The 12,502-nt window shown below is 42.7% G+C and carries 14 protein-coding genes; 2 read left to right on the plus strand and 12 right to left on the minus strand.

Annotated elements, in window-relative coordinates; genetic code table 11:
• Positions 1-43 precede the first annotated feature (43 nt).
• The 5 genes from MS_RS07695 to MS_RS07715 all read right to left on the minus strand — a co-directional run bounded on the left by MS_RS07695 (position 44) and on the right by MS_RS07715 (position 3,684).
• Positions 44-904, minus strand: a complete 861-nt coding sequence (locus MS_RS07695) for a cysteine ABC transporter substrate-binding protein (protein ID WP_011200852.1) — start codon at positions 902-904, stop codon at positions 44-46.
• A 20-nt stretch (positions 905-924) separates the two neighbouring features.
• Positions 925-1,662, minus strand: a complete 738-nt coding sequence (locus MS_RS07700; RefSeq protein ID WP_011200853.1) for an amino acid ABC transporter ATP-binding protein — start codon at positions 1,660-1,662, stop codon at positions 925-927.
• Between the two features lie 63 nt (positions 1,663-1,725).
• Positions 1,726-2,394 (minus strand): amino acid ABC transporter permease, encoded by a 669-nt coding sequence (locus MS_RS07705; protein ID WP_011200854.1) that lies wholly within the window; start codon positions 2,392-2,394, stop codon positions 1,726-1,728.
• A 3-nt stretch (positions 2,395-2,397) separates the two neighbouring features.
• The gene (locus MS_RS07710; protein ID WP_041639914.1) at positions 2,398-3,057 is read right to left on the minus strand and encodes an amino acid ABC transporter permease; all 660 of its coding nucleotides are present in this window, start codon (positions 3,055-3,057) and stop codon (positions 2,398-2,400) included.
• A gap of 186 nt (positions 3,058-3,243) precedes the next feature.
• Complete coding sequence (locus MS_RS07715) at positions 3,244-3,684, minus strand: hypothetical protein (RefSeq protein ID WP_011200856.1); 441 nt, start codon at positions 3,682-3,684, stop codon at positions 3,244-3,246.
• Positions 3,685-3,826: 142 nt separating this feature from the next.
• Here MS_RS07715 and MS_RS07720 point away from each other — a divergent pair, with 142 nt between their 5' ends.
• On the plus strand, positions 3,827-4,726 hold the full coding sequence (locus MS_RS07720; RefSeq protein ID WP_011200857.1) for a LysR family transcriptional regulator: 900 nt from the start codon (positions 3,827-3,829) through the stop codon (positions 4,724-4,726).
• A gap of 77 nt (positions 4,727-4,803) precedes the next feature.
• Here the strand turns inward: MS_RS07720 and miaB are convergent, their stop codons facing one another.
• Together miaB and MS_RS07730 are read right to left on the minus strand one after the other, a co-directional pair.
• Positions 4,804-6,228 carry a tRNA (N6-isopentenyl adenosine(37)-C2)-methylthiotransferase MiaB gene (miaB, locus tag MS_RS07725; RefSeq protein WP_011200858.1) on the minus strand — a complete coding sequence of 475 codons (1,425 nt, stop codon included), beginning with the start codon at positions 6,226-6,228 and terminating at the stop codon, positions 4,804-4,806.
• A 170-nt stretch (positions 6,229-6,398) separates the two neighbouring features.
• Positions 6,399-6,692, minus strand: coding sequence for a DUF3861 domain-containing protein (locus MS_RS07730; protein WP_011200859.1), 294 nt, complete (start codon positions 6,690-6,692; stop codon positions 6,399-6,401).
• Between the two features lie 56 nt (positions 6,693-6,748).
• Here MS_RS07730 and MS_RS07735 point away from each other — a divergent pair, with 56 nt between their 5' ends.
• A complete protein-coding gene (locus MS_RS07735; RefSeq protein ID WP_011200860.1) occupies positions 6,749-7,240 on the plus strand; it encodes a thioredoxin family protein in 492 nt (163 codons plus the stop codon).
• A 72-nt stretch (positions 7,241-7,312) separates the two neighbouring features.
• On the opposite strand, the gene cpdA is transcribed toward MS_RS07735, so the two are convergent.
• The 5 genes from cpdA to MS_RS07760 form a co-directional block, all read right to left on the minus strand.
• Positions 7,313-8,143, minus strand: coding sequence for a 3',5'-cyclic-AMP phosphodiesterase (cpdA, locus tag MS_RS07740; RefSeq protein ID WP_041640224.1), 831 nt, complete (start codon positions 8,141-8,143; stop codon positions 7,313-7,315).
• A gap of 150 nt (positions 8,144-8,293) precedes the next feature.
• The gene (gene nudF / locus MS_RS07745; protein WP_041639916.1) at positions 8,294-8,917 is read right to left on the minus strand and encodes an ADP-ribose diphosphatase; all 624 of its coding nucleotides are present in this window, start codon (positions 8,915-8,917) and stop codon (positions 8,294-8,296) included.
• Positions 8,918-9,032: 115 nt separating this feature from the next.
• On the minus strand, positions 9,033-9,749 hold the full coding sequence (locus MS_RS07750; RefSeq protein WP_011200863.1) for a 4'-phosphopantetheinyl transferase family protein: 717 nt from the start codon (positions 9,747-9,749) through the stop codon (positions 9,033-9,035).
• A 47-nt stretch (positions 9,750-9,796) separates the two neighbouring features.
• A complete protein-coding gene (htpG, locus tag MS_RS07755; protein WP_011200864.1) occupies positions 9,797-11,677 on the minus strand; it encodes a molecular chaperone HtpG in 1,881 nt (626 codons plus the stop codon).
• A gap of 203 nt (positions 11,678-11,880) precedes the next feature.
• Positions 11,881-12,414: an opacity family porin gene (locus tag MS_RS07760; RefSeq protein WP_011200865.1), complete on the minus strand. Its 534-nt coding sequence runs from the start codon at positions 12,412-12,414 to the stop codon at positions 11,881-11,883.
• Between the last annotated feature and the right edge of the window lie 88 nt (positions 12,415-12,502).

Below are 12,502 nucleotides of genomic sequence, written 5' to 3' on the forward strand. Positions count from 1 at the left end.
AAAGTGCGGTGAAAGCAACCGCACTTTTTAATTTATCGGGAGATTATTGATATTCGACTAAAACGTCCGCTTCTTTTATTTCATCGCCATAAATCGGTTGCAGCGTTTTCTGATAAGCTTTATTCAAGGTTCCGTCTTTAGCGAGTTTCTCGATTTCGCCATCTAACCATTGCAGTAAATCCGTATCTTCTTTTTTCACTGCCGGCGCAATGTAATCTAAATCGCCAAGATTTTTAATGGCAACCACATAACCCGGATTTTCTTTCGCCCATGCGAATAATAACGTATTGTCATGTGAAAGCGCATCGCCCCGACCGTCTAACAATGCTTGAAAAGTTTCGGTATTTTGCTCGAATTTCAACGACTTATTTTTAGGGAAATTTTTGGTGAAATAAGCATCCGCCGTGGTGCCTTTATTTAATAATAAGGTTTTATCCGCAAGCTGAGCGACGTCGGTAATCGGTGCATCCTGTTTCGAAACCACGCCTAACGCCACTTTCATGTAGGGTTTGGCGAAATTTACCACTTCTTTACGTTCTGGCGTTACCGTAAAATTTGCCATGGTAATATCCACTTTGTTGGAAAGCAGATATTCCGCACGGTTTGCCGCTTCCACCAGCACAAATTCCGCTTTATTTTCATCGCCTAAGAGATCTTTAGTTACCGCTTTGGCGATTTCTACGTCAAAACCCTGTACTTTGCCGTCTTTGTCCACATAACCGAAAGGCGGTTTATCGCTGAATACACCGATACGGACTTTATCCGCTTTTTTGATGCGTTCGATGGCTGAAACTGCGTTATTGTCGGCTGAAGCCGCTCCGCTGTCTTTGTTGTCGCAAGCGGTTAAACCGGTCGCCAGTAATGCTGCCGCTAAAAGTGCGGTCGTTTTTTTGAAAATTTTCATATTGTTACCTTTATGTTGTGTTAAATATAATAATCAAGAATGTTTAAGAAAGTTTTCGCCCGCTCGGTTTTCGGGCTGGTGAAAAATTGTTCCGGCTCGGATTCTTCAATAATATTGCCGTTATCCATAAATACAATGCGATCCGCCACCTGACGGGCAAACTGCATTTCATGGGTGACGATAATCATGGTCATGCCGTCTTTCGCCAGCCCCAGCACCACGTCCAACACTTCGCGTACCATTTCCGGATCCAATGCCGCCGTAACTTCGTCAAATAACATAATATCCGGGTTCATACATAATGAACGAACAATGGCGATACGCTGTTTTTGTCCGCCGGAAAGTTCCCGCGGATAGGCATTTTTACGCTCATATAAACCGACCCGTTTTAATAACGCATCCGCTTGTTTTTCCACTTCCGCACGCGCGCGTTTCTGCACTTTCAAAGGGCCGAGCAAAATATTGTCGATAACGGTCATGTGAGCAAACAATTCGTAGCTTTGGAATACCATACCGATATGTTGACGGGCTTTCACCCAGGAAATATCCTTGCCTAATTCGCCCACATCAGCCAACTTTAAAGAGCCGCTTTTGATTTCTTCCAACCCGTTAATACAGCGCAAAAAAGTACTTTTCCCGCAGCCGGAGGGCCCGAGAATAACCACCACTTCGCCTTTTTCAACGGATAAATTAACGCCGTTAAGTGCGGTCACTTCGCCGTAATTTTTTACCAACTCTTTAATTTCTAATAACGCCATGATTCTGTCTCATCATTTTTATTCGATTCGTTTTCGGGCCGACAAACCCGCTGTATATTTCAATTAATTTTCCCAGCGTTTTTCTAAATATTTAGAAAATAAGGAAAGCGGATAACAAATCGCAAAATAAAGTGCGAAAATAACCCCGTAAATCCACAGTGCCGATGTAGGATCCCGGAATAATGAAGTTTCGATGATCTGCTGCCCTACTTTAATCACTTCCAATACGCCGATTAACATGGCAAGGGAACTGGTTTTGATCATACGGGTAAATAAATTAATCGCTCCCGGCGTTACCCGTTTTAAACTTTGCGGCAACAAAATATAAATAAAGGTTTGAATTTTACTTAATCCCAAAGCATAAGCGGCTTCCGTCTGATGTTTTTCGATTGAAGTTAATGCGCCGCGCACTAAATCGCCCATTTCCGCCGTTCCCCAAAAAATAAAAACGAGGATACAAACCGTTACGCCCGATAAATGAACGTTAAACCATTTCGCCACGCCGAAATAAACGATAAATAAAATCGCCAATAAAGGAATAATACGGACGATTTCCAAATATAAACGGCAAAATCCTCTCACAAAGATATTCCGGCTGGTCATCACTACGCCCATTACAATCCCTAAAATGCAGGCAAAAAATACCGAAACAAAGGCAATTTCGGCGGTAATACCCAAGCCCGCCAACAGGCGCTGTAAATTATTTCCTTCAAATAAAAGCGTTAACCCCATCTTTTAGGCTCCATATTTCGCACGACGTAAGCGGCGTTCCAGATAACCGATAAAAACAGACACCGGCAATAAAATAATGAGGTAAAACACCACCAGCAGGAATAGGGCTTCGTTGGTTTTATAATCCATACCGATAATTTCTTTTGCCATAAACATTAATTCGGCAATGGCGATTGCGCTGACCACTGAGGTTTCTTTCATCAAAAACAAACAATTGGCGCCGATAGCGGGCGTTGCTACCGCAAAGGCCTGCGGAAACACCACATAACGGAAAGTTTGCATCGGCGTTAAACCGATACTTAATGCCGATTCCACCTGACCTTTAGAAACCGATTCAATACCGGCACGTACGGCTTCCGCCATATAACTGCCGCCAAGAAACGCCAAACCGATAACCGCGCAAGTAAAACCTTCTAATTTAACGCCGATTTTTGATAAGCCGAAATAAAGAAAGAAAATTTGAATAAGAAGCGGCGTATTGCGGGAAAGCTCAATATAAGCCTTAACAATCGTCTGCAAACCGCGCACGCGGTAACTCATCACCACAGCGCAAATCACCCCGATAATTACGGAGAATAAAATCGCCCAGAATGAAAGTTCCAGCGTTAAAATTGTGGCATCTACAAATCTTGGAAGCGCATTCCAAATATATTGCCAATTCATAATAATACTCAAGATAAGGAATCAATTAAGTGACATTATAAAGGACTTTTTCTTCCGAAATAAAAGAATGATTACGTATTATTTATAGCGATTAAGAATATAGAAATGAAAAGTGCGGTAAAAATTTCGAAAATTTTACCGCACTTTACAGACTTTAGAATTATCGCGGATTAGCCGCGTTAATAATTAGATATGTGAACGGATTTCGGTTTTGGCTGCTGCTAAATCCGCTTTTGTCGCCGCCTGATCCAGACTGTCGATAAGTTTATTCAATTTCCAGCCGCTATAGTCCGCATCCAACTCTGCACGGCGGTTGTCCGAAGCTTCGCCGAAATCAAAAGTCTGAGCCAGCACCGCCGCTTTAGTTTGTTGCGCCAATTCCTTAGCATCGGTTGCCAGCGCATTGAATACAGTCATATCGGAAGCCTGGCTTAACTGCGCTAATTTTGCGTCAAGTTCGGTTTTTAACGCTTCATAACGGTTGGTTTCGGCTTTAACCGGCTGGTGAGTCTGGTTTGAAATATTGCGTACAATTTCACGTTCCATCGGGCTTGCCGCCATTGCTTGCATAGAGAATGCGGCGGTAATAAATGCGAATGCTACGGTTTTGATCATTGAATGTTTCATAATACTTTCCTTAAAAATGTTTAAATTAATGTTTGTTACGCGAACAGCCTTTGCCGTTCGATGGTGAGCATTATAAATATTTTAATTAATATGATAAGATTGCTAATTAATAATTCACAATTAACAAAAAATTAATAATACTATGCAAAGTTCAATTTACGGGTATCTTACCTATTTTCATGAAATCGTTATTGAAGGATCTATCGCCGGCGCCGCGCGCAAACTTGAAGTCGCACCGCCGGCAGTGAGCAATGCGTTAAAACTGCTTGAACGGCATTTGGGCTTGCCTCTGTTTACCCGCACCACCCGTAAAATGGAATTAACGGAGGCGGGACAGCGGTTGTTCGAATCCACCAAGGATATGCTTCGAGGTCTGGATTCGGTTATGGAGTCCGTTCGGGATTTAACGGAGAAACCTTCGGGGCTGGTTCGGATTACCACTTCTATTATTTCTTATTTATTGGTCATCAGACCGCATTTCGCCGAATTCTGTGAACGTTACCCCGATATTCGGCTGGAAATTTCCGTCAATGACGGCATTGTAGATATTGTAAAAGAAGGTTTTGATGTAGGAATGCGTTTCGGCGATCGGCTGGAACAGAACGTGGTGGCTAAAAAGCTGCTCGATCCGGTACGGTTGGGACTATATGCCTCGGAAAGTTATCTCCGTAAATACGGAAAACCGGAAACATTAGAAGATTTAAGCCAGCATAAACTGCTGGGTTATCGTTTTGTCACGGCAAATCGCACCTATCCTTTGACTTTTAATCAAGACGGCAGAGAAATTTCAATAGATATGCCTTATTCCGTTTTAACCAATAATCTTACCGTGGAATTGGATACCGTACGTCAGGGTGTAGCATTGGGGCAACTGTTCGAACCGGTAGTGAACGCCCTGCATGACCGCAAAAATTTTATCCCGGTACTGGATGCGCACTGGACACAATATCCCGCTTTATATCTGTTCTATATGCAACACAGTCAGAAAGCCGGCAAGGTACGGGCGTTGATTGATTTTCTGGAAGAGAAAATAAAGGGATGACAGAATAGAAAGCGCGGTAAAATTTTCGAAATTTTGACCGCACTTTTATGCTGAACGGTTATTCAAATAAACTCAAATTAACCGCCGAAACGCCCTACTCCGAGTTCGTCTTCTTTGCGGGTGCGGTTGATTACCGCTTGCGGTGATTGCACGACGCGTAAGCCCATTTGATCTTCGGTACGGACAACATCGCCGCGTAGCGAGTTGGTAAATACATCGGTGATTTTAATATCCACGAATTTGCCGATCATATCGGGCGTACCCGCAAAGTTTACGATACGGTTGTTTTCCGTGCGACCGGTCAGTTCCATGATGTCTTTCTTCGACGGACCTTCCACCAATACGCGTTGTTCGGTGCCAAGCATTGCGCGGCTGAATTGTGCCGCTTGATTATTAATGCGTTGTTGAAGAATGTATAAACGTTGTTTTTTCTCTTCTTCGGTCACATCATCAGGCATATCCGCCGCCGGCGTGCCCGGGCGAGCCGAATACACAAAACTGAAGCTCATATCGAAGTTGACTTGTTGAATCAGATTCATAGTTTGTTCGAATTCCTCATTGGTTTCTCCCGGGAAGCCAACGATAAAATCGGAACTGATCTGAATATTAGGGCGAACCGCACGCAATTTACGGATAATCGATTTATATTCAATCGCCGTATGACCGCGTTTCATCATAGTTAAAATACGGTCGGAACCCGCTTGCACAGGTAAATGTAAGAAACTTACCAATTCCGGCGTATCGCGATATACATCGATAATATCATCGGTAAATTCAATCGGGTTACTGGTAGTGAAGCGTAAACGGTCGATGCCGTCAATCGCCGCCACTAAACGCAATAACTCGGCGAACGAGCAAATGCCGCCGTCGTGAGTAGGGCCACGGTAAGCATTAACGTTTTGGCCGAGCAGGTTTACTTCCCGTACGCCTTGTTCCGCCAGTTGCGCAATTTCAAATAACACGTCGTCTAACGGGCGGCTTACTTCTTCACCGCGGGTATAAGGCACAACGCAATAAGTACAGTATTTATTGCAACCTTCCATAATGGAAACAAATGCTGTCGGACCTTCCGCTTTGGGCTCCGGCAAGCGGTCAAATTTTTCAATTTCAGGGAAACTGATATCCAACACCGCTTTTTCACCGGCACGAATCTGGTTAATCATTTCAGGTAAACGGTGCAATGTTTGCGGCCCGAAAATAATATCCACATAAGGCGCACGTTCACGGATATGTTCGCCTTCCTGCGAAGCCACGCAACCGCCCACACCAATCACTAAATTAGGATTTTTTTTCTTTAATTCTTTCCAACGACCTAATTGATGGAACACTTTTTCCTGCGCTTTTTCGCGAATTGAGCAGGTATTCAGCAGCAATACATCTGCCTGTTCCGCTTCTTCCGTTAATTCCAAACCGTGCGTACTCTGCAATAAATCCGCCATTTTTGATGAATCGTATTCATTCATCTGGCAGCCCCAGGTTTTAATATGTAATTTTTGTGTCATCTTTTTTCAATCATTCAGTTAATAAACGGACAGCTTACCCGCTCGAATCGGGTAAGTTAAAATCGGTGGGTCATTTTACAGATTTGTAGCAATTATGACCAGTTAAAAACGCCGTTTTTCACGGATTTTTACCTGTTAGAGTTAGATTTAACCAGTTTAAGCAAACTGATCTATTCCGCTTTTCCCTTACCTTTTACCAACTTCATGATTTCTAAAAAATGCGGTTTAATTTCACGAAACAAGGGGAAATCCCGATGAGCCATCATTACCTCGCCCATCAATTTCAAACCGACCGTAAACTGTTCCGCCATGTCGGATGTAAAGCCCTCACGTTGTTTGGATAGTTCGATAATTTTGAAGATATCGTCATGATTGGCAGCCGTAAATTGAATCTTTTCATCTTTTGGGTTGCCTTGATTATCTTCTAAATATTCCAGAGTAATACGATATTGATATTGTTTCATAAATTGATTCCTTGTAGGATTAATCGTTTTTTTATTATATCTCTTAGGAAAAAATCATGTCAGACTTTCAGCAATATTTAAATTTTAATGAGGAAGAAAATAAACGGCGTCAATTAGAAGTTTATGCCGATACGCACATATCCGCCCTTACCGAACGGCGTATCGCCGCCATTTCCGCACCGCAGCAATGGTTAGTATTGGGCGAACCCTTCTGCCCCGATTGCCGGGTGTTTGTACCTTTTGTGCAAAAGTTTGCCGAATTGAACCCGAATATCAAAATCAAATACGTGGCACGCAAAAATTACCATGAGCGTAGCCGATTTGATTCCGACGAACAACAAAAACTCGTGGTGGAAACCCACAATATTCCAAGTTTATTCCGTATCGAAAATGATACAACACGCTTGGTATTAAAAGAATTCCCCGAGTTTTTCAAACGACGTGCAGAACAGGCGCCCGACCAAAAAGATCAACTTAAAGCGGATTATCGGGCGGGGAAATTTAATGAAGAATTAGAAAGGGAACTGGTAAAATTATTTACCGTTTAATGAAAAAGTGCGGTGAAAATTTTCAAAATTTCTACCGCACTTTTAGAATCATCCCGTTAACCAATAAAACCCTTAATAGCCGTCTTCCTGCATATTCGGCAAAAAGCTGGCTTTTTGAATACGGTTCACTCTTGTGATGATAGAGCCGTCGGAATGCAGTTCCACTTCCCGCCAGCCCGGTTGTAAGGTATCCAGCGCAAAAACATTACTATCCGGCTTAAACTGTATGCAGGTGGAAGGTGTTGCCATAATTTGGTAGTCTTTCCATGTGCCGTCCATTGCCTGATGAATATGCCCGTACAAAATCCCCCGCACATTATCATATTGGGCAAGAACCTGCGCTAATTCGTGGGCATTACGCAGATTATGTTGATCCAGCCAGCTGGAGTGGGTTGGCAGAATATGATGATGCAACACCACCAACGAATAGCGATCCGGATTATCTTTTAATTTGGAATCCAGCCACTCCAACTGATATTGCCCTAATTGCCCGTGCGGCACACCGAACACTTGGCTGTCCAGCATTAGTATCTGCCATTTGTCACCCAATAACAGGTGCTTTTTAGGGCTTAAATTGCCATGCTCCTGTACCAGAATATCAAACATTTTTGGCTGGAAATCATGATTTCCGGGGATCCAAAAAACCATTTTATCTAATTGTTGAACGGATTTGCAGAAACGTAAATAAGCCTCTTCGCTACTATCCTGTACGATATCGCCGGTAGCTAAAACAAAATCATAGTTAAATTGATTTTCTTTCAGTTCCGTCAATACCTGCGTCAAACTCTGTTGCGTATTCACACCTAATAGCTCTCCCTGCTCATCTTTAAACAGATGAGGGTCCGTTATCTGTACAAAACGAATCACATCGCTATCGGCTTCATAGATATATGTATTACTTATCACAGCGAACCTCTAATTATCAAACTGTAATTACCTTATACGTTTCATAAAATTTTTCATCAGGCAAAATAAAAAATTGTTAACAAGATCATATTTATAGCTATTTTTTTATAAAAATTGAAAGCCAGATCACATTCCGGTTGCGACCAATCAACACCAGTTTTTTTGCAACCGCCGATAGTTAAGTTGCAACCATTGGATACCTATCACGGCACTACTGTTATCAATTTTACCCTGATTTACCCATTGATATGCGGTTTCCCGGCTGACTACATGGACTTTAATATCTTCGTGTTCGCAGGCTAAACCGTGCAATCCTTTCGCCTTACTGCTGTCCACTCTACCGGCAAATAAATACAGGCGTTCCACCGTTCCGCCGGGGCTATCCCAAACACTTAACGCATACTCCAGATTATCAATCGTCACGCCGGCTTCTTCTTCGCTTTCGCGCATTGCCACTTCTTCCGGGCTTTCGCCTTCTTCTATCATTCCGGCAATCAGTTCCATTAACCAGGGTGAAGAAGATAAGTTCGGGTCATAGGCGCCAATCCGTACCTGTTCTACCAGCACGACTTCGTCACGAACCGGATCATAAGCGATCACCACAGAGGCCGCGCCTTTATAAAGAAGTTCCCGGGTTACGACTTCGCTCATTCCGCCGGCAAACAATTTATGACGAAACCGCACTTTTTTCATCTTAAAAAAACCGCTGTAAAGCGTTTCTTCATTAAGAACTTCAATATCTTGCTGACTAAACTGTTGTAATTCGGACATTACGCTACCTCCGGCGAAAACTATGGGTAAGGATAATTCAAAATTGAAAATTTTAAGGTTTTTTTTATAGTTTTTTTGAACTTGCTCACAAAAAATTAGCACAAACGCTCATTTTTTAAGTTTTATTGACAGAATATTTAATGGCATTATTCAAGCTGACCGGAGAAAATCCATTGTTTTCCCAACAGAAATATTGCGCTTGTTCCAGCTGTGAATTTGCCGCAAAACAGGCAAAATAGAAAGGCAGTTCATCGGTAAAAATTAATCTACCGGAGGGACAATAAGCGGATTGTAAACGCAGGTTTTGCGGATCATGAAACACTTCGCTTAACTGAACGATCCCCACACCCTGAGATTTCAATATTGCTTCCCGCAGGCACCAGCAACGATAAAAAGCGCTGTCCGCATCCGCCTCACCGGCAAACCAATTCTGCTCCCGTTGCGAGGCAAAATGCGCTAAAAGTGCGGTGTAATTTCGCATTTTTTTAGGATGTTCAATATCAATCCCCACAATAGATTGAGGCGTATTAACGGATAAAATCACCGCTACCCAGTCGCCCGAATGGCTGATATTAAAATCAATATGAGGGGGCGTAAAATAAGGACGTCCACTGACAGAACGCTGAATATCCGCTAAAAGTGCGGTAGGAATTTGGGCTTTTTTGCATAATTCCCATAATAAAAAATGCGCAATCCATCGGCTGCGATGACGGCGCTTTACCCGTATATTTTCGGTGGGTTTCCGGCCTAATTCTTCCGTTAAAAATTCAGGCGGAATTTGTCTAAGAGGGTAATGTTGTTGAATATTGCCGAACGCAATGAATGTTGTCATAAAAATAATAAAGCCAGTAAAAACTGGCCTTATTATACGTTAAAATTTTATTTCGCCAATAAAGCATTCACAAGTTTAATGAACGCCACCGGATTTTCCAAAGAACCGCGTTCCGCAAGCATGGCTTGATTTAACAGCAATTCAATCCAATCGCCGAATTCGGTTTCATCGGTCACCTTCGCCGCTTTTTTCACTAATTCGTGCTGCGGATTAATCTCAAAGGTATATTTTACTTCCGGCACCGGTTGACCGCTCATGGCAAAAAGTTTCGCCATTTGTGTAGTCATTTGGTCATTATCCGTTGAAACTACCGCCGGCGTATCCGTTAGGCGGTGGGTTATACGTACATCTTTTACTCGCTCACCAAGCAAAGATTTCACCCGTTGGATAAAGGAATCGAATTTTTCATCCTGTTCTTTTTGATTTTCTTCCTCTTTATCCGCCAAATCGCCTAAATCCAAATCCGCTTTGGTGACGGATTGCAACGGTTTACCGTCGAATTCCGTTAAATAACTCAACATCCATTCGTCGATACGATCGGAAAGTAATAATACTTCAATGCCTTTTTTGTTGAACAATTCCAAGTGAGGGCTGTTTTTCGCCGCCACATAGCTGTCCGCGGTAATGTAATAGACGGCTTTTTGCCCTTCTTTCATACGGGAAATATAGTCCTCAAAGGACACATTTTGTTCGCTGCTGTCCGTGTGAGTAGAAGCGAAACGGTAAAGTTTGGCAATTTGTTCTTTATTAGCGAAATCTTCCGCCACGCCTTCTTTCAGCACCAAGCCGAATTCTTTCCAGAATACGGCGTATTTTTCAGGTTCGTCTTTCGCTAATTTTTCCAGCATTTGTAACGAACGTTTGGTCAAGGCTTTGCGCAACGCCGCCGTGGTTTTATTATCCTGTAAAATTTCGCGGGAAACGTTTAACGGCAAATCGTTGCTGTCTAACAAACCGCGCATAAAGCGTAAATAATTCGGCATAAAGACTTCGGCGTCATCCATAATGAATACGCGTTGCACATAGAGTTTTAAACCGTGTTTTTGTTCGCGGTTGAATAAATCCCAAGGCGCTTTGCCCGGCACATAAAGCAGACTGGTATATTCCTGATTGCCTTCCACTTTATTGTGCATCCAGCTTAACGGATCGGCAAAATCATGGCTGATATGTTTATAAAATTCTTTATATTCGTCATCGGAAATTTCCGCTTTAGAACGGGTCCAAAGGGCTTGCGCCTTATTGATTTTTTCCCATTTCACACCGGATTCTTTACCTTCTTCGTCATATTCTTTCGTCAGAATTTCCACCGGCAACCCGATATGATCGGAATATTTGCCGATAATTTCCCGTAAACGCCATTCGTTTAAGAATTCTTTTTCATCCTCACGCAGGAATAAGGTAATTTCCGTACCGCGATCCTTTTTCTCAATATTTTCTACCGAATATTCGCCTTCGCCGGCAGAAGCCCAAAGCACGCCTTTATCCGCCGCGACACCGGCGGCACGACTACGCACTTCCACTTTGTCGGCAACGATAAATGCGGAATAAAATCCGACCCCGAACTGACCGATTAACTGACTGTCTTTCGCCTGATCATTTCCTAGCGCGCTTAAAAATTCTTTTGTGCCTGATTTTGCAATCGTACCTAAATGATCGACGGCTTGTTCCCGGGTCATACCGATACCGTTATCGCTCACGGTTAACGTACCTTTTTTGTCGTCAAAGCTAATGCGCACTTTTAAATCGCCGTCGCCTTCATAAAGTTCCGGTGCGGAAAGCGCTTTAAAACGGAGTTTGTCCGCCGCATCCGATGCGTTTGAAATCAGCTCGCGCAAAAAAATCTCTTTATTGGAATAAAGAGAATGAATCATTAATTGTAAAAGTTGTTTTACTTCGGTTTGAAATCCACAAGTTTCTTTATTGCTCATTTTATTTTCCTCGTAGAACGGGTCTTCCCGTCAAAAGCATTATAATAAACAGGCATGAACCTGTTTCAATAGCTTTTTAGATATAAGAATAATTTTGCAAATTTCAACCGCAGTTTTACGGATTTTTGCATTAGAAGGGAAATAGAAAAAAAGTGCGGTAAAAATTTTGAAAATTTCACCGCACTTTTCAGATTCAGGAAAGATTAGAAGTCGTAACGGACACCGACTTTAGCGCCGTATTGATTGATGTTGTGACCGTTGGCTTTGCCCAAACGGTTATATTCAACACCACCGTTTAAAGAAACGTCTTTCGCTACCTGGTATTGCACGCCGGCTAAGGCGCCGTAACCCAATTTGTAAGAGTCCGTTTCTTTAATTATGCGCGAGCCGCCGGATCTTTTCTCTTCTTTCGCATCAATGTCGTTCGCCGATAAACGTGCGCCTATATAAGGTTTAACCGGTGAACCGACTTCAATATCATAGATTGCGGATACGCCGAAGCCGTGCGCTTTTACTTCGGAATTGCCGTCAGTTGATTTGCCGTAATGAGTATAGTCTATCGCATAACGCATATCGCCCGTGTCATAACCTAGCGCGACATTCGGCGAAAAACGGTGATCGCTGACTTCTCCGGATTTAATTTTCGAATATCCCGCATTACCTTCAACGTAAACGTTGGCTTGCGCAGCGGATACCATGGCTAATGCGGCGATAATCGCTAATAATGTCTTTTTCATATAAATTCCTTATAAATCTAAGAAAAGGATGGTCGCTAAATAATCCGACAAAGCGGATTTAACTTATTTAGCTGTGAACTAAGACAAT

This window comes from [Mannheimia] succiniciproducens MBEL55E (assembly GCF_000007745.1).
GTDB classification, from domain to species: Bacteria; Pseudomonadota; Gammaproteobacteria; order Enterobacterales; family Pasteurellaceae; genus Basfia; species Basfia succiniciproducens.

Coding starts and splice junctions, on each gene's coding strand:
- nudF (WP_041639916.1), bottom strand. CDS start 8,917: ATGTCCGAATTACAACAGTTTAGTCAGCAAGATATTGAAGTTCTTAAT.
- MS_RS07760 (WP_011200865.1), bottom strand. CDS start 12,414: ATGAAAAAGACATTATTAGCGATTATCGCCGCATTAGCCATGGTATCC.
- MS_RS07705 (WP_011200854.1), bottom strand. CDS start 2,394: ATGGGGTTAACGCTTTTATTTGAAGGAAATAATTTACAGCGCCTGTTG.
- MS_RS07735 (WP_011200860.1), top strand. CDS start 6,749: ATGTCAGACTTTCAGCAATATTTAAATTTTAATGAGGAAGAAAATAAA.
- MS_RS07720 (WP_011200857.1), top strand. CDS start 3,827: ATGCAAAGTTCAATTTACGGGTATCTTACCTATTTTCATGAAATCGTT.
- MS_RS07695 (WP_011200852.1), bottom strand. CDS start 904: ATGAAAATTTTCAAAAAAACGACCGCACTTTTAGCGGCAGCATTACTG.
- MS_RS07715 (WP_011200856.1), bottom strand. CDS start 3,684: ATGAAACATTCAATGATCAAAACCGTAGCATTCGCATTTATTACCGCC.
- MS_RS07750 (WP_011200863.1), bottom strand. CDS start 9,749: ATGACAACATTCATTGCGTTCGGCAATATTCAACAACATTACCCTCTT.
- MS_RS07700 (WP_011200853.1), bottom strand. CDS start 1,662: ATGGCGTTATTAGAAATTAAAGAGTTGGTAAAAAATTACGGCGAAGTG.
- MS_RS07730 (WP_011200859.1), bottom strand. CDS start 6,692: ATGAAACAATATCAATATCGTATTACTCTGGAATATTTAGAAGATAAT.
- htpG (WP_011200864.1), bottom strand. CDS start 11,677: ATGAGCAATAAAGAAACTTGTGGATTTCAAACCGAAGTAAAACAACTT.
- MS_RS07710 (WP_041639914.1), bottom strand. CDS start 3,057: ATGAATTGGCAATATATTTGGAATGCGCTTCCAAGATTTGTAGATGCC.
- miaB (WP_011200858.1), bottom strand. CDS start 6,228: ATGACACAAAAATTACATATTAAAACCTGGGGCTGCCAGATGAATGAA.